The organism is Kitasatospora sp. NPDC032121 (assembly GCF_055580145.1).
In genome coordinates, this window is sequence record NZ_JBVILX010000005.1 from 438,495 (window position 1) to 454,457 (window position 15,963).

A 15,963-nucleotide genomic window follows, 5' to 3' on the forward strand; every position below is an offset into this window, starting at 1 on the left:
GTCCGTCGGCCGGGCGTTGACCGGCAGCCGGCCGTTGCCGATCACAGCGCCCGCCCCGTCTCCACCGGCCCGCCGGGCGCGGCCTGCGCCGCGAGGGCCCGCGCGACGGCCGGCCCCTCGGCGTACGGGGCCAGCGCCAGGCGCAGTTCCTCGGGCACCCGGGCGGGGACGGTGGCCGTGTTCGGCCCGCGCATGCACGCGATCCGCTGCCGGCCGCGGGCGACCAGGTTCTCCTGTTCGCCGTCGATCCGCAGGTAGTCGAAGGTGAACTGGATCTGGGTCTGGGTCAGTTCCTCCAGGCGCATCCGGACGGACAGCTCGTCGAAGGAGGTGATCTCGGCGAAGAAGTCGCACTCCACCTTGAGGGTGAACAGCTTGAGGTCGTCCTGCAGTTCGGCGAGCACCCCCGGCGCCTTGTCCTTGAGGAACATCTCCCGGCAACGCCCCTGCCAGCGCAGGTAGTTCACGTAGTAGACGTTGCCGACGAGGTTGGTCTCCTCGAATCCGACGGTGTGCCGGATCTCGTAGTAGGACGACATCAGTTCTCCTTCCCGACGAGGACCGCGAAGAGCACCGGCTCCGTGCGGTCGTTGACGGTGGTCACCCAGGTGGCGACGGCCGCATCACCGGCGGACAGCACGACCCAGCCGCCGGGGTGGACGCGGTCGAGCGTCAGCGCCTGGGTGGTCGCACCGGACTTGCGCAGGCACTCCAGGGCGCTCCAGACCCTGGTGCCGGCCACCGCCGGGCTGCAGCCCGCCTCGGCCACCAGCAGGTCCCGCAGGGCGAGTTGGCCGGCGCCCAGCAGCGCGTCCCAGTCCTCGGCGGTCCGCTCCAGGACGGTCTCGACGTCGCAGGCGAGCCGTCCCCGCCCGGCCACCGCCAGGGTGAGTCCGGGGCCGTGCGAGGCCGACACGGTGACTCCTTCGAGCCCGGGCGCGCCGGCGAGTTCGGGCTTGCCGTCCGGGCGGTGGCGCAGTTCCACCGGCCGGCCCAGCGCCCGGCCGAGGGCGGTCTCGGTGCGGGCCCTGCGGTCGCCGTCCGCGGCGCCGGTCTCCGCCGTGGCGTCCGCCGCGGGTTCGACGACGACCGCGCGGTTGCCGCCCAGCACCCGTTCCAGGCCGCGCTCCAGGTACGATCCGAGCATCGCGGGCACCCACGGGCCGGCGCCGTCGCGCTTGCGGACGGCGACCAGGGTCAGCCCCTCCCAGCGCTCGACGACCTTCCCGGACGGGGTCCGCACGTCGACGTCGTAGACGTAGCTGTCACCGTCCTGCGAGCGCTCCCTGGCGTCGAGCACCACGTACTCGGTGTCCTGGTCGGCCGGATCGGCCAGCCAGAGCCGCTCGATGCCCTGCGGCAGCAGGGTGGCGTCCGGCACGCAGCACTGGATGGCGTGCATCATCGCGTCCCGGGTGCCGGGGTCGGCGAGCAGCTGGTCCTGCGGCAGGTAGGCCGCGAACCACGGCGCCTGGGCGGTGGTGGAGATCTCCGCCAGCGCGTGCCGGGCGCCGGCCCGCCGGTACTCCAGCAGGCGCTGGAACCGCTTGCCCTGGAAGAGCACGCTGCCGTACAGCTCGGTCACCGGGTCCACCGGCACCGCCGGCAGGCCGAACCCGTCCGGCACCGGGGTGTCGGGCACCTCGGTCCTGGGGTAGCGCAGCCTGGCCCGGAAGTGGTCGGCCGCGAAGTCGGTGCCCTCGCTGCGCAGCACCACGTCGACCGTTTCGGGGTCCCGGACCAGGGCCGCGATCCGGATGGTGGTCGAGCCGCCCGGCCGGACCACCACGGGGCGGCGGAACTCGACGTCCTCCAGCAGCGGCGGGCCCTGGTGGCCGCTCACCGCGGCGGCGACCTGGGCCATCGCCTCCATGCCGAGCACGGCCGGGAAGAGCAGGTCGTCCTGGAGCCGGTGGTCGCTCAGGTACGGGTCGCCGCCCTCGGTCAGCTCGGTCTCGGTGATCAGCTCGATGTCCGGGTGGTGCGCGACCACCCGCTCCACGAACCTGGTCAGCGGCAGCTCGCGCCGGGCGGTGGTGAGGGTCGGCAGGCCGCCGGCCCGGCCGCTGACCACCAGGACGGGGCCGGCCGACGGGTCCGCGAGCACCTCGCGCAGCACCTGGATGCCGTTGTCGGTGGAGATCGGCGTGATGCCCTCGCGGATCAGCGCCTCGACGACGCCGAGCCGTTCGCCCATGCCGGCGCCGGACCAGACGGACCACTCCAGGGCGATCGCCCGGGCCTTCGGGTGGCGCTGCTGGAACCGAAGCGTCAGCTCGGTCATCCAGTCGTTGGCGGTGGCGTAGTGCGCCTCGCCGCGCAGTCCGGCCCGGCCGATGATCGAGCCGAAGGTGATCAGCAGCTTCAGGCGGTCGGGTTCGACGGCCGCCAGGACGGCCTCCAGGCCTTCGGTCTTGGGCGCCAGGGTCCGGTGGAAGTCCTCGACGGTGAGCGCGTCCAGGGCGGCCGGCTGGTTGCGTCCCGCGCCGTGCAGCACCGCGGTGACCGGGCCGAGCCCGCTCTCCAGCAGGGCCACCGCGGCGGCGGTCTCCTCGGGCGAGGTCACGTCGGCGCGGGCGTACCGGTAGCGCAGGCCGGCGGCGTCCATCCGGGCGAGGTTCCCGGCGAGTTCGCGGTCGGCGGCCGGATCGGCGCGGCCGATCAGGGCCAGGGCCGCACCGGAGTCCTGGGCCATCGCGATGGCGCACTCGGCGGTGATGCCCTTGCCGCCGCCGGTGACCAGCAGGACGTCCCGGGCGTCGAGCGGGGACTGGCCCTCGGCCGCCGGACGCAGCTGCAGCGGCCGGAGCACCGGGACGGTGCGGCGGCCGTCCGGCTGGTACCGGACCTCCGCGAAGCCGGCCGTGGCGGCGGTCTCGGCGACCACCCGGGCCACCGCCTCCTCGCGGGCCGCGCCCTCGGGGGCGGTGTCGGGCAGCTCGACCACCGTGGTCGGGACGGACGGGTGCTCCAGGTGCAGGGTCTTCGCCAGCCCGGCGGCCCCGAGCCGGTGCTGGACCACGACCAGCCGGGTGCCCTCGGGGGCGGCCAGCACGGCCCGACCCGCGGTCAGGAAGAGTTCCGCGTCGTCCGGTCCGCACGCGTCCGGGAGGCAGAGCAGCACGCCGTCGCCGAGGCCCGCCGCCGCGAGCGCGGTGCGCAGCGGCTCGGCGAGCGGGTGGCCGGGCGTGCTGTACGCCGTCCAGGCTCCGGCGGAGTCCTGGGGGCCGGACTGCGGCCAGGCCGCCGGGGTCGGCAGGGCGGGCCGGGCGGCCTCCAGGTGCTCGACCGCGAAGGGCCGCACCCACGGGGCCACGCCGGCGACCTCGGCCGCCGACTCGCCGCCGTCCTGCGCGGTGTCCGCCAGCTGGTCGATCAGCTCCGCGATCCCGCCGAGGTCGACGGTCGCGTAGTTGGGGGTCGCGGCGAGCACCGGCCGGCCGAGCGCCCGGGTGACGTCGTTGACGATCTGGCCGATGGTGATGGAGCTCAGGTGCAGGTCGTCCATCGGGTGGGTCTGCGCGGTGACGGAGTCCAGCGGCAGCTCGACCCGCTCGGCGGCGAGCCTGCGCAGCAGCTCCAAGGTGGAGTCCGCACCGGTCTCCGCGGCCCCGGGCTGTCCGGCGGGCGCGTCCACGGCCTGGCCGCCGTCCTGCGCGGCCAGCTCCGCGTCGATGGCCGGGGCCGCCTCGCAGGGGTTGGCCAGGAAGGTCATCGCGCCGTCGGCGGGCAGCGGCCGGAGCAGGCGGTCGCCGAACAGCGCCTGGGTCCGGACGGGCACGCCGAGCACGTACGCGGCGCCGGCGATCCTCAGCAGCGGGCCGAGCGAGGCGCTGTCGGTGTCGACCGCCAGGGTGGCGCGGTCCGGTGCGATCTCCGCCAGCAGGCCGGACAGCACCCGGCCCGGGCCGACCTCCACGACCAGGTCGGCGCCGTCGACCGCCACGGTGGCGGCCTCCTGGAAGCGGACCGGGAGCAGGACCTGCTCGCGCAAGACCTCGCGCAGGTCGGCGGACGGGTCCAGCAGCCGGCCGGTGACGGTGGAGGCGATCGGGCGGACCGGCTCGCTGAAGTCGAACTCCGCCAGTTCGGCCGCCATCGCGACCGCGGCCGGCTCGACCAGGGGCGAGTGGAAGGCGTGCGAGACGTTCAGCCGGGTCGCCGTGACGCCCTCGGCCGCGGCCCGGCGGCACACCTCGTCGACCGCCTCGGCGGGGCCGGAGAGCACGGTCTGCCGGGGCCCGTTGTAGCCCGCGACGACCACGTCCAGTCCGGCGGACAGGGCGGCCGCCCGCTCCGGGGTGGCCGCCAGGCCGGCCATCGCGCCGCCGCCGTGGCTGGCCCGGGCCATCACCTGGCCGCGGATCGTGGCCAGGCGCACCACCTGCTCCTCGTCCAGCGCGCCCGCCCAGTGCAGGGCGGTCAGCTCCCCGAGGCTGTGGCCGACGGCGGTGTCGGCCCGGATGCCGAGCGCGTCCAGCACCCGCAGCGCGGCCAGTGAACCGGTGACGATGCGCGGCTGGGCCACCTGGGTGGCGACCTGGTCGGCGCCGGTGGGCAGGGCGGAGGAGCGGAACACCTCCTCCGCCGTGGCGAACCGGCGCCGGATCGCGCCGACGGCGCCGCGGCCCGAGCCCTGGCCCGGGAAGAGGTAGGCGATCCGGGGGGCGGTCCCGGCGCGGCCGAGGAAGACTCCCTCGCCGGCCGAGAAGGCCTCCCGCGCACCGGAGTCGAGCAGGGAGAGCAGCCGTTCCAGGCCGCGCACGGCGTCGTCCGGGCTGGTCGCGACGACGGCGGCGCGCACCGGGCCGCCGGACAGCCGGTCGGCCAATGTGCCGGCCAGGTCCGCCAGTTCGGCCTGGGCCAGCTTCGGCACCAGGTCGAGCAGCCCGGTCAGCTCGGTGCGCAGCGCGGCCGCGTCCGGGCCGTCCAGCAGCAGCAGTTCGGCGTCCTGGCGGCCGGCGACCAGCCCGGTGGTGCGCTCGTCGAGCGCCTCGCGCCGGGTGCTGCCGGGGGCTTGGGTGACGGCGACGTGGGTGTTGATCCCGCCGAAGCCCATGGCCGACACCCCGGCCCTGACCGGCTGGTCGGCCGGCCAGAGTTCGGCCTGGCGCGGGACGTACAGGGCCGCCTCGTCGCCGAGCAGGCCCGGGTGCGGGTCGAGGTGGCCGGTGCCCGGGGGGATCACCTGGTGGTGCACGGCGAGGGTCGCCTTGATCAGGCCGGCCACGCCGGCGGCGGCCTTGGTGTGCCCGAAGTTCCCCTTGACCGTGCCGAGCGCGGCCGGACGGGCCGTCGGGTCGGCGGTGCGGCGCGCGGAGGACAGCGCCTCGATCTCGGTCGCGTCGCCGAGGGCGGTGCCGGTGCCGTGGCCCTCGAAGTAGGAGACCGTCTCGACGCCGTAGCCGGCCCGGTGGTAGGCGCGGGTCAGCGCCAGCCGGTGCCCGCTCGCCTCGGGCCGGGTGATGCCGCCCTTGCCGTCTGAGGAGACGCCCCAGCCGCTGATGCTGGCGTAGATCCGCCGGCCCTGCGCCAGCGCGTCGCGCTCGCGCATCAGGACGAGCATGCCGGAGCCCTCGCCGGGCCAGAAGCCGTTGGAGTCCCGGTCGTAGACCTTCATCTCGCCGGTGGCGAGGGCGCCGGTCTTGGCGAAGCCGATCACCTCGAACGGGTCGATGGAGAGGTCGACCCCGCCGGCGACCGCCACGTCCAGTTCGCCGTCGGCCAGGGCCTTCGCCGCGGTGACGACGGACAGCAGGGAGGAGGAGCAGGCCCCGTCGACCGTGTAGCCGCCGCCGCGCAGGTCGAAGTGGTTGCAGATCCGGCCGGCGATGGTGTTGGCGAGGCCGCCGGCCAGCGAGTCCTCGTCGATGGCGGGGAACGGCGCCTTGTACTGCGGTTCCAGTTCCTGGAGGAACTTCGCCACGTCCCCTTCGGACCAGCCCTGGCCGGTCAGCGCGGCGGCCACCGTGCGGCGCACGTACGGCCACCGCAGCCGCATGATGTTGGCCCGCGAGAATTCCCCGGTGAGGCTGTTTCCGACGACCACGCCGGTGCTCTGGTGGGGAAGTCCGGAACCGTCCGGGAATCCGGCGTCGGCGAGCGCTTCGGCGGCCACGTCGAGGGCCAGCCAGTGCGTCAGGTCGGTCGCCCGGTACGTGCTTCCGGCGACGCTGTATTTGATGCGGTCGAAGGCGTAGTCCCGCAGGACCGCGGCTTTTTTCGTGTAGTGCCGGTCGGGCGCGCTCCGGTCCTCCGACCAGTAGTCCGCCTGGTTCATGCGCTCGTCCGGCAGCCGCCGGAAGGCCCGCCGACCACCCAGTACGTTCTCCCACAGTTCGCTCGCCGAATTGGCGTCCGGGTAACGGAGGCCAATTCCCACGATAGCGATCCGCTCACTGCTCACGTATTCACCACCCATGGAGATGAATTGACGGCAAATCTGTTGCCGACTCGACACGCCTGCACTGTCGTCAATAGTGCGGCGGCGACCGTCCGGCTGTCTTCTCCGAGTTTGCTTTCCGCCTGGTGGGGGGCGGTGCTTTTCCATAACGGTGTGATTCCACGCCGCCGCTATTCGATAACGGCGTCATTTTCCGGGGGCCGGCCGGGGGCTTCCCCGGGGGCCGGCCGGGGCTTCGCCGGGAACGCGCCGAGGCTCCCGCCGGTCGGCGGGAGCCTCGGGTGCGGGAGCCTCGGGTGTGCGGGCCGTGCGCGGGGTCAGGGCCTGTCTGTCGGGCCCTGTCCGGCGGCCGTGGGGACGCGGTCGGCGAGCCGGGCGCCCAGCTCCCGGGCCGCCGAAAGGGCGGCCCAGGAGGTGAGCTCGATCAGCGCGGCGTCGCCGGGCCGGCCGCGCCGGAACTCGGCGACGAGGCCGTCGTCGACCTGGTACGAGGCCTCGGCGGTCAACAGGGCCAGCCGGCCCGCCGGACGCTCGTCCCCGGGCAGGGCCGCCACGGCGTCCTCGACCCAGCCGCGGCTGATCCCCGGCGGCCGGCCGTCCCAGTCGGCCAGCCGGTCGGCCAGCAGGGCGCGGACGCCGTCCGGCACCGACCTGGCCCCCGCCGCGTCGATCGCGGCGGCCGCCCGGGCGAAGGCGCCGGCCACGCTGGGGGTGCCCGCCGCCCAGCGCAGGTCCTGCGGCAGCGGCGCGGAGGGCAGCAGGTCGAGCGAGGTCCCGGCCGGCGGGGCGACGCGCGCGCTGCGGCGCATCAGCCGGCCGAGGACCGCCCTCGCCGCCGATCTCGCGGCCGCCGGGAGTCCGGTCGGCAGCGGGCTCGGCGCGAGGAACAGGTTGACCATGCGGTTGAGGTAGTGGAAGGTGACCGCCACCCCGACCAGTTCGGGCGCCGCCTGCGCGGAGAACGGCGGCGGCGCGCCCTGGTCCCGGTCCGCCCGGAACCAGTCCGCCGACGCCTCGACGGCCGCCCGGGCGCTGCCCGGGGCGGACACCCCGGGCAGCAGCGCGGCCAGCGTCGTCCCGTGCACCTCCACGCAGTACGGGCAGGAGTTGGCGGCCGAGACCGCCGCGGCCACCGCCTCCTTGGTCGCGCGGTCGACCCGCCCGCCGGCGACCAGGGTCTCCCGCAGCATCACCCAGGAGGCGGCGAGCACCGCCGGCGAGGCGGCGTGCAGGCCGATCGGCGGTGCCAGCATGCCGAACTCCCGCTCGACCTCCGCGAAGACGCCGGCCACCTCCTTCCCCGCGTCGGCCGGCCGCACCGGGGCGACCCGGTGGACCTGCGCCATGGACCTGCGCAGGGCCGGCCGCAGGAACGGCGTCGTCATGTGCGTCCTCCTCCAAGCTCGGTCTGGAAGCCCGGTCCGGAAACCCGGTCCGGAAGCCCGGTCGGGAAGTCCGGTCGGGAAGTCCGGTCGGGAAGTCCGGTCGGGAAGTCCGGTCGGCGCCGGGCGCTACCGGCGCATCAGGCCGGGCAGCTGCACCTGCACGCCGCGCCGGCCGCTGGTGGCGCCGTCCGGCGCGGGCGCGCCGTACTTGACGTTCACGCCGCGCTGCTGTGCGGCGGCCACGATGCCCGGGATCGCGCGCTCGGCGAGCGCCGAGATGGTCAGCGCGGGGTTGACCGTGAGCGCCCCCGGGACGGCGGAGCCGTCGGTGACGAAGATGCCCGGGTGGTTGCGCAGTTCCTGCCGGTCGTCGAGCGCCGAGGTCCGCGGGTCGTCGCCGATCCGGCAGGACGCCAGCGGGTGCACCGTGTAGGCGCCCACCAGGTCGTTGGTCCACGGCATCACGCGGGCGAGTCCGTCGCGCTCCAGGATGTCCTTCACCACGGCGTCCGAATCGGCCCAGGCGCGCAGGGTGTTGGCGGTCGGCCGGTACGAGATCGGCCCGCGCCCGAGCATCTGCTGGGAGATCCGCTGCGCGTTGCCGGTGGGCGGCGGCGGGCCGAAGACGCCCTCGTTGTCGTCCTCGATCATGGTGAAGACGGTCAGCCAGGACTGCCACTGCCGGACCAGTTCCTTCTTCTCCACGCCGAACCAGCTGGGCCCGCTCGCGTCGGGCACCTGCGCCAGGATGGTGCCGAACCCCGGCGGGAAGTAGAGCTGTTCCAGGGAGAACCGGGAGTGTTCCGGCAGCGAGCCGTCGAGGTTGTCCCAGCTCGCCACGACCGGGCCCTTGCCGATCTGGTTGGCCCGGAACGCCGGGCCGTCGGAGCGCTTGAGCCCCAGCAGGTCGCGGGCCTTGTCCTCGTCGACGATGGCCGTGTTGAGGCGCTCCCCGTTGCCGGAGAAGTAGCGGCCCACGGCGTGCGGCATCTCGCCCAGGGCCGCCTCGGAGCGCTGGAGGATCACCGGGGTGGCGCCGGCGCCGGCGGCGAGCACGACGATCTTCGCGTCGATCGTGCCGCTGCCGACGTGCACCCGGTAGTCCTCGTCGTCGACGACGCTGTAGTGCACCCGGTAACCGCCGTCGTCCGTCCGGGTCAGCTGCTGCACCTCGTGCAGCGGCCGGATCTCGGCGCCGTGCGCGAGGGCGGCCGGCAGGTAGTTCAGCAGCAGGGAGCGCTTGGCGTCGAAGCGGCAACCGGACATCATCCAGTTGCAGTTGGTGCACTTCGCCCGGTCGATGGCGGCCGGGACGGGGTTGGCGGTGCGCCCCGCGTGCTCGCAGGCCGCGGCGAACAACCCGCCCGAGTAGGTGACGTCGTTCCAGTCCTGCTGGGTGATGGGCAGTGCCTCGGCCACCCGGTCGTACCAGGGGTCGAGGACGTCCCGGTCGATGGCGGCCGGCCACATCCGCCGGCCGATGCTGCCGCGGCGCTCGAAGACGAACCGCGGCGCGCGCGGCATCGCGGCGAAGTACACCACGCTGCCGCCCCCGACGCAGTTGCCGCCGAGCAGGCTCATGCCGTCGCCCACCACGAAGTCGAAGATCCGGGTGTACGAGGAGCCGAGCAGGAAGTCGTGGTCGAAGTCGTCGGCCTTCAGCCAGGGGCCGCGCTCCAGGATGGTGACCTTGGCGCCGCCGGCCGCCAGGTGGTACGCCGCGATCGCGCCGCCGAAGCCGCTGCCCACGATCAGGACGTCGGTGCTCTCGGTGCTTGTCATGCGGGACTCCCTGAAGACGTGGTGTCCGGGTGGGGATCGGCCAGTTGCTTGCCGTACGAGAAGTCGGGGAACCGCCACAGGCCGTCCTCGTCCGGCTTCATGAACCCCATCGCCGTGAGGCCCGGGTGGCCCGCCGCGAGCGCGTCCGCGGTGTGCATGTGGGCGGCGGTGTCGAAGGCCATGTTGGCGAACAGCGCCAGCAGGACCCACAGTTCACGTTCCTGGTGCTCCTTCCCGGTCAGTTCCTGCACCAGGCCGGTCCGGTCCGCGAACGGCAGCGCGACGAACGGCGGCACCGAGTCGTCGAGCCGCAGGCCGTGGTCGTCCGCGTACGCGCTCGCGTGGCGGTTCAGGGCCTGCTCGTAGTCGTCCAGGGCGTCCGACAGTCCGGTCGCCGGCATCTCCAGCAACTCGATGGCGCCCGCCTGGACGGCGCCGCCGCCGGTCGAGGCGCCGGCCACCGCCCGGTCGTCGGGGGAACGCTTCTCGCCCGGGACGATCGTGTCCGCGAACGCTTCGAGCGTCATGGTCCGGTAATCGTGTCGATCTGAGGTAGGCGAGCCCACCGGCATCTCCTCAGGGGCTTGTCGGAAAGCGGGCCCGGCACGCACCGGCCGTCCCGATTCGCATACGCGACAGTGGCATCGTGCGCGCAATACGCCCTCGCAAGCATCTCCTGTGTTGCTGATGGCCTCCGGAGCCGTTCAAACATGAATTCCGGGACATCTCACCGGATGGGCATGCCGAGGGCACGTGCCACCGGACCATTGCGTCTGTCATGTGCCTGCTGCTACGGTCGTCACTTGCTATGGCCGGCGACACTTCTCAGCTTCGCCTTTACCGAAGGGGGCCTCCCTTCGCTTGCCTGGCACCTCGTCAGTCGGCCTGTCAGCGCGGCCGCGACTTTCGTTCCCGATCATCGCAAGGGTGGAATCTCTGTTCATCCGCAGGTGCGGCGGAGAAGCTGGAGTCAATCATGACAACTGCCATCGAGCAAGCTGTTTCCCGGGCCATCGAGACCATGCACGAGAACATCGGCGAGCTGCTGACCATAGACGACATGGCGCAGGCCGCCATGTACAGCAAATTCCACTTCTCCCGTGAATTCCAGCGAATGACCGGGGTTTCGCCGAGGCGCTTCCTCTCCGCCATCCGCCTCGAAACGGCCAAGCGCCTCCTCATCGAAACGTCGTTCACGGTGACCGAGATCAGCCACCGCGTCGGGTACAACAGCGTCGGCACCTTCAGCTCACGGTTCGCCAGCAGCGTCGGCGTCCCCCCCACCGTCTACCGCCAGCTCGGGGGTTTCACTCCCCGGATCGAGGTCGACCCGCGCGGTCTGTCCCTGAGCACGGAACTCTCGACCTTCCGCGGCGAGATCCGGGCCCCCATCGCGGGGGACCTCGGCCGGGTGTACGTCGGACTGTTCCCGACCCGCGTCCCCGAGGGTCGGCCCGCCGCGTGTACCGTCCTCCCCCGCCCCGGCGTCTTCTTATTCGACCAGGTGCCGGCCGGCACCTGGTTCCTGCTGGCGCACTCCGTCCCGGCCGCGTTCGACGAGGTACTGACGGGCGACCGCCCGGTCTCGGTGGGATCGGTCGGACCGATCGAGGTGCGGCCGGACGTGCCGCTGCTGCCGATCGAGCTCCGCCTGCGCCAGGCCCGGGTCCTCGACCCGCCGGTGCTGCTGGCCCTGCTGGACGCCCGGGCGGTGGCGCTGACCGCGCGGGCCGCCCCGATCACCGACACCGCCTGAGCCCGCGGCCCCTGGCCCGGCTTCGAACGCGCGTCCGCGAAGCGTTCGGAGCCGGGCCCGGAGCCCACACACGGTGCCCACACACGGTGCCCACACACGGAGCCCCCGCGACGATCCCCGGAGGGACGGTCGCGGGGGCTCCGCCGTGCGGCCCCGGGCCGGTCAGCCGGCCGGGTGCACGGTCATCGGCAGGCCGCCGCCCACCCTCAGCGACAGCATCGGCTCGGCCACCACCCGGTGGCCCGGCACCTTCCTCAGCCGCAGCTCCCGGGCGACCATGGCGATCGTGAACGTCGCCTCCAGCAGCCCGAGATGGTTGCCGATGCAGAAGCGCGGCCCCGCCCCGAACGGGATGTAGGCGTAGCGCGGCCGGTCGACCGCCCGGTCCCGGTCGAAGCGCTCCGGGTCGAACTGCTCCGGGGCGTCCCAGAACCGGGGGTGGCGGTGCAGGGTGTACGGGCAGATCAGCACGTCGGCGCCGGCCGGGACGTGGTACCCGCCGACCTCGTCGTCCGCCTGGGCCTGCCGCGGCAGGATCCACACCGGCGGGTAGAGCCGCATGACCTCCTCCACCACCATCGAGGTGTACCGCAGGCGGTGCAGGTCCTCGAACTCGGGCAGGCGGTCGCCCAGCACCTCGACGGCCTCGGCGTGCAGCCGGTCCATCACCTCGGGGTGCCGGTCGGCCAGGTAGAAGGTCCAGCCGAGGGTGCTCGCCGTGGTCTCGTGGCCGGCCAGCAGCAGCGTGACCAGCTCGTCGCGCATCCGCTGCCGGGCCACGGCGCGGTCGGGCTCCTGCCGGGTGGCGACGATCAGGCGGGACAGCGCGTCCTCCCCCTCGATCCGGGCACCGTCGCGGGAGACCCGCTCCGCCACCAGCCGGTCGACCACCCCCTGCAGGTCCTGCCGGGCCCGGCGGAAGCGGAGCTGCTTGGACAGCGGCACCCAGCCGGGCACCATGCCCATGGTGACCATGTCGAACATCGCCTGGTCCTGCACGGCCTCGAAGTCGTGCCCGACCGCCTCGAAGGCGCTGAGGTCGACGTCGAGCAGCGTGCGGCCGAGCACCCCGAGGGTGAGCGCCGTCATCTCCTTGACCACGTCGACCGGCCCGCCTCCCTCGTGCGCCCGCAGCCGGCCGACCAGCTTGGCCGCCTCCTCCGCGACGGCACCGGCCTGCTGGACGATCCGCTTGTGCTGGAAGGCGGGCTGGATCTGCCGGCGCTGCTTGCGCCAGAGCTCCCCCTCGCTGGTCAACAGGCCGTTGCCGAGGGCGCGTCGGGCCTGGGCCAGGCCGATCCCCTTGTGGTAGTTGGCCGCGTTGTCCGCGAGCACGTGCTTGGCGTGGTCGGGGTGGTTGAAGAAGTAGAGCGTCTTGGGGCCCATGGAGATCCGGACCGCGTCGCCGTACTCCGCCGCGGCGGCGCGCATCATCTCCAGCCGGTCCCCCACCAGCCTGCGCAGCAGGACGGGGGCGGCCCGGCGCGGCGGGCCCGGCGGGACCTTCCGGGTGGCGGCCACGGCTAGCACCCCCCGACGTTCCGGAAGCGGTCGGCGATGGCCTGGCGCCACAGCTCGAACGCGGGCACCGGGCCCGGCACCGGCTCGGTCGGCCGCAGCTCCTGGGTCACCGCGGCCGCCTCGACGGGCCCCATGCCGCAGAACACCCGGGTGGCCAACTCCGTGTGCGGCACCAGCAGTCCGGCCCGGATCCGGGCCTCGGCCGCGAACGCGCTGCCCTGCGCGACGATCGCCCGGTGCTCGCCGGCCCGGTCCCGGAACGCGCACAGTTCGGCCTCGTCCACGCCCCCGGCGTAGGTGGCCGCCAGTCCGGCCCCGCCGTAGAGGTCGGAGCGCCTGGACTCCGGGAACTTCTCGATCATGGTCGCGACCAGGTCCGGGTCGGTGCCGCCGACGAACCACAGGGCCCGGCCGATGCCCTGGTCGATCGCACGGCCGGCGTACGACGGGGCGTCGTGGGCCGGCCAGGGGAACGCCGGGTCCCGGTACTGCCGGTGGACGTACCGGTCGGTGCGGAAGTACGCCTGGTGGAAGCCGTACCCGTCGAGCACCAGCCAGCGCAGCAGCGGGTCGAGCGCGTCGATGTCGGGCCAGAGGAACCTCGGCAGCCGGGCCATCGCCCAGCCGATCCCGACGTACACCATGTAGACGTGGTCGGCGCCGCGGCCCTGGAGGCAGCGGGCCACCGAGCCGCCGCCGGACAGCCGCAGCCCGTCGAGCATGGCGAAGCCCATTCCGGCGCCCTCGTAGGCGAAGCCGCGGAACCGGTCCGGGATCTCCTCCAGCGGGTATTCCGCCTCCGCCGGGTTGCGGGCCTCCACGGCGTGCGCGTAGCCCTCCAGGAAGCGCGCGCCGACCGTCTCCAGGAGTTCCTGGGCGGCCGGCGACTTCCGGTGGAAACCACGTGTTTCCATGAGCGTCTCAGAGGTGCTCGGAGTGAGAATTCGACGTCGGAGCGTCCGCCATGCAGTGGACACGCCTTACTCCTCTCAGGTCTCCCGCGGGGCGGCCGATCCGCCCCGCGGCTGCTTCGCACCGGGCCTAGGCGTCGCCGAAGTGGGCGCGCACGTTCGCCCGCCACCGTTCGTACGGGGGCGGACCGCCGGCGGCGCCCGGGGCGCGGTCGTCCACCGCGCAGTCGTCGGCCACCTTCACGGCCGCCTCGACCGACAGGCCGGTCAGGCCCGTCGAGGCGGTCTCGCAGTGCGCGGGGACGAACCCGGCGTACGCGCGCGCCTTGGAGGCGAACACCGAGCCCTGGGCGAGCTGCGCCCGGTGCGGGCCCGCCGCTTCGCACAGCCCGGCCAGGCCGTCGGCCGTGCCGCCGCCGGCGAAGGTCGCGGCCAGGCCCACGCCGCTCCACAGGTCGCCCCGCCGGTCCGCGTCGAACCGCCGCACCGCGTCGGCGACCTGCGCCGGCGAGCCGCCGTGGATGAACCACAGGGCCCGTCCGACGCCCTGGTCGAACGCCCGCGGGAAGTACTCGGGCGCGCCCTGCCACGGGTACGGCTTCGGCCGGCGCGGCCCGTCCACCCAGCGCCGGGTGTGGAAGTAGGCGAGGTCGAAGCCGTAGCCGTCGACGGCCAGCCAGCTCATCGTCGGGTGGTAGGGCGTCCCGGCGAGGTCCGGCAGCACCTTGCGCCACAGCGGCCGCGGCAGCCGCGCCATGGCGAAGCCGATGCCGATGTACGCCAGGAAGATGTGCGGCTGCCCGGGACCGGCCAGCAGGTCCCGGGTGCGGTGGCCCCGGCCCATCGCGTCCAGGACGGTGAAGGCCATGGTGGCGCCCTCGTAGGCGAATCCGCGCTGTTCGGGCTCGACCAGGGCGAGGCGGCGCTCGACCTCCCACTGGCTGCGGGCGTCGATCCCCCACTCGAAGCCGCAGACCACCGCGCGGGGCACCGCCTCCAGCCGTTCGGTGGACTCCGTGGGTGTCACCGGGAACCCGCGCCCGGCGAAGGTCACCGAGGCCAGTGACGGTGTCAGTACCAGTCGGCGCAGCGATCCCAAGGTCGTCGGCACGATCCCTCCCAGGCTCACATCGGGAATTGACGGCTCCTCCATGCTCCTGACGTCACGTCACGGCCCGCATCTCCACGGTTGCGTTTCCGGGGCCCGTCTTCGGACCCGCGTCTTCGGGAGTGCTCCGCGTTCCGTCCGTTCGGCCCGGGGCCCGGATCCCGGGCCCACAATGGAGCCGGCCCGTACGAGACCGGGTTCCCGGCGTCGTCGGTCCGTCCCCGTCAAGGTCGTCCCACCGAAGGAGAGCCGTATGAGCACGTATCAGCGGAACGCCGAGGCCGCGCCCGGGTCGCTCTGGGACCGGGCGCCCGACCACCTCGCCTACCGCGGTTCCCGGGAGAACATCACGGCGCTGCTGGGCGACCGGCCCGGGGTGGCCGGGGTCGCGGTGCCCGCCTGTCCGGACTGGACCGTGCTGGACCTGGTCGGCCACCTGCTGGAGGTCTGCCGGACGGTGGCCGCCGACGCGCCCGGCAACCTGTGGGAGGTCCCGCACGCCGACTCCGGCGACGGCCTGGACGGCCTGCTCGCCGAGTGGGCGCGGCTGGACGCCCCGGTGGAGCGGGTGCTCACCGAGTCCCCCCAACTGCGGCACACCATGCTGATGATGGACGCGTTCACCCACGAGATGGACCTGCGGGCCGCGCTGGGGGAGGCGGCGGTCCCCGACCACCCGTCCTACCCCTCGTCGCTGGACCTGGTCGTCCGGGGCTTCGCCAACGCGGTGCGCACGCAGGGGCTTCCGACGCTGCGGATCGAGGCCCCGGGGGCCGAGTGGCTGGCCGGCGACGGCGAGCCGGCCGCCGTCCTGCGCGGGCACCGGCACGACCTGCTGCGCTCGCTCACCGGCCGGCGCTCGCTCGACCAGATCGCCGAACTGGCGTGGAGCGACGCGCCGCAGGCCTGGCTGCCCGCGTTCACCTGGGGCCCGTTCCGGCCGCCGGCGCGGCCCGTCGAGACGGCGGCCGGGCGCTAGACCCTTCCGCGGCCGGCAGAACGGCGCTGGGGGGGGGGGGGGGGGGGGGGGGGGGGGGGGAGGGGGGGGGGGGGGGGGGGGAGGGGGGGGGGGGGGGGGGGGGAAAGGAAGGGGAAGG

10 protein-coding genes are annotated in these 15,963 nt (G+C 74.0%); 2 read left to right on the forward strand and 8 right to left on the reverse strand.

Annotated features, from left to right (window positions below; genetic code table 11):
* Positions 1-41: 41 nt before the first annotated feature.
* The 5 genes from ACZ5OX_RS17880 to ACZ5OX_RS17900 all read right to left on the reverse strand — a co-directional run bounded on the left by ACZ5OX_RS17880 (position 42) and on the right by ACZ5OX_RS17900 (position 10,097).
* Positions 42-539, reverse strand: a complete 498-nt coding sequence (locus ACZ5OX_RS17880) for an acyl-CoA thioesterase (RefSeq protein ID WP_392870671.1) — start codon at positions 537-539, stop codon at positions 42-44.
* Complete coding sequence (locus ACZ5OX_RS17885) at positions 539-6,550, reverse strand: type I polyketide synthase (RefSeq protein ID WP_465630836.1); 6,012 nt, start codon at positions 6,548-6,550, stop codon at positions 539-541. The genes ACZ5OX_RS17880 and ACZ5OX_RS17885 overlap by 1 nt, the downstream gene beginning before the upstream one ends.
* A gap of 170 nt (positions 6,551-6,720) precedes the next feature.
* Positions 6,721-7,788 (reverse strand): carboxymuconolactone decarboxylase family protein, encoded by a 1,068-nt coding sequence (locus ACZ5OX_RS17890; protein ID WP_465630838.1) that lies wholly within the window; start codon positions 7,786-7,788, stop codon positions 6,721-6,723.
* Positions 7,789-7,914: 126 nt separating this feature from the next.
* Positions 7,915-9,570 (reverse strand): GMC family oxidoreductase N-terminal domain-containing protein, encoded by a 1,656-nt coding sequence (locus ACZ5OX_RS17895; RefSeq protein WP_465630840.1) that lies wholly within the window; start codon positions 9,568-9,570, stop codon positions 7,915-7,917.
* Complete coding sequence (locus tag ACZ5OX_RS17900) at positions 9,567-10,097, reverse strand: DUF5987 family protein (RefSeq protein WP_465630841.1); 531 nt, start codon at positions 10,095-10,097, stop codon at positions 9,567-9,569. Before ACZ5OX_RS17900 ends, ACZ5OX_RS17895 begins: the two co-directional genes overlap by 4 nt.
* Before the next feature lie 449 nt (positions 10,098-10,546).
* On the opposite strand from ACZ5OX_RS17900, the gene ACZ5OX_RS17905 reads away from it, so the two are divergent.
* Positions 10,547-11,326 (forward strand): helix-turn-helix domain-containing protein, encoded by a 780-nt coding sequence (locus ACZ5OX_RS17905; RefSeq protein ID WP_465630842.1) that lies wholly within the window; start codon positions 10,547-10,549, stop codon positions 11,324-11,326.
* Positions 11,327-11,488: 162 nt separating this feature from the next.
* On the opposite strand, the gene ACZ5OX_RS17910 is transcribed toward ACZ5OX_RS17905, so the two are convergent.
* The 3 genes from ACZ5OX_RS17910 to ACZ5OX_RS17920 all read right to left on the reverse strand — a co-directional run bounded on the left by ACZ5OX_RS17910 (position 11,489) and on the right by ACZ5OX_RS17920 (position 14,869).
* The gene (locus ACZ5OX_RS17910; RefSeq protein ID WP_392870653.1) at positions 11,489-12,847 is read right to left on the reverse strand and encodes a cytochrome P450; all 1,359 of its coding nucleotides are present in this window, start codon (positions 12,845-12,847) and stop codon (positions 11,489-11,491) included.
* Positions 12,848-12,849: 2 nt separating this feature from the next.
* Positions 12,850-13,824, reverse strand: a complete 975-nt coding sequence (locus tag ACZ5OX_RS17915) for a DUF1702 family protein (RefSeq protein WP_449793484.1) — start codon at positions 13,822-13,824, stop codon at positions 12,850-12,852.
* A 64-nt stretch (positions 13,825-13,888) separates the two neighbouring features.
* Positions 13,889-14,869 (reverse strand): DUF1702 family protein, encoded by a 981-nt coding sequence (locus ACZ5OX_RS17920; protein ID WP_465630843.1) that lies wholly within the window; start codon positions 14,867-14,869, stop codon positions 13,889-13,891.
* Positions 14,870-15,119: 250 nt separating this feature from the next.
* Between ACZ5OX_RS17920 and ACZ5OX_RS17925 the strand changes: the two genes are divergently transcribed.
* Positions 15,120-15,845: a maleylpyruvate isomerase family mycothiol-dependent enzyme gene (locus ACZ5OX_RS17925; RefSeq protein ID WP_465630845.1), complete on the forward strand. Its 726-nt coding sequence runs from the start codon at positions 15,120-15,122 to the stop codon at positions 15,843-15,845.
* Positions 15,846-15,963: the final 118 nt, after the last annotated feature.

Excerpts from the sequence above, each read along its gene's own strand:
- ACZ5OX_RS17925 (WP_465630845.1), top strand. The coding sequence starts at position 15,120 with ATGAGCACGTATCAGCGGAACGCCGAGGCCGCGCCCGGGTCGCTCTGG.
- ACZ5OX_RS17905 (WP_465630842.1), top strand. The coding sequence starts at position 10,547 with ATGACAACTGCCATCGAGCAAGCTGTTTCCCGGGCCATCGAGACCATG.
- ACZ5OX_RS17900 (WP_465630841.1), bottom strand. The coding sequence starts at position 10,097 with ATGACGCTCGAAGCGTTCGCGGACACGATCGTCCCGGGCGAGAAGCGT.
- ACZ5OX_RS17880 (WP_392870671.1), bottom strand. The coding sequence starts at position 539 with ATGTCGTCCTACTACGAGATCCGGCACACCGTCGGATTCGAGGAGACC.
- ACZ5OX_RS17885 (WP_465630836.1), bottom strand. The coding sequence starts at position 6,550 with ATGGAAAAGCACCGCCCCCCACCAGGCGGAAAGCAAACTCGGAGAAGA.
- ACZ5OX_RS17895 (WP_465630840.1), bottom strand. The coding sequence starts at position 9,570 with ATGACAAGCACCGAGAGCACCGACGTCCTGATCGTGGGCAGCGGCTTC.
- ACZ5OX_RS17890 (WP_465630838.1), bottom strand. The coding sequence starts at position 7,788 with ATGACGACGCCGTTCCTGCGGCCGGCCCTGCGCAGGTCCATGGCGCAG.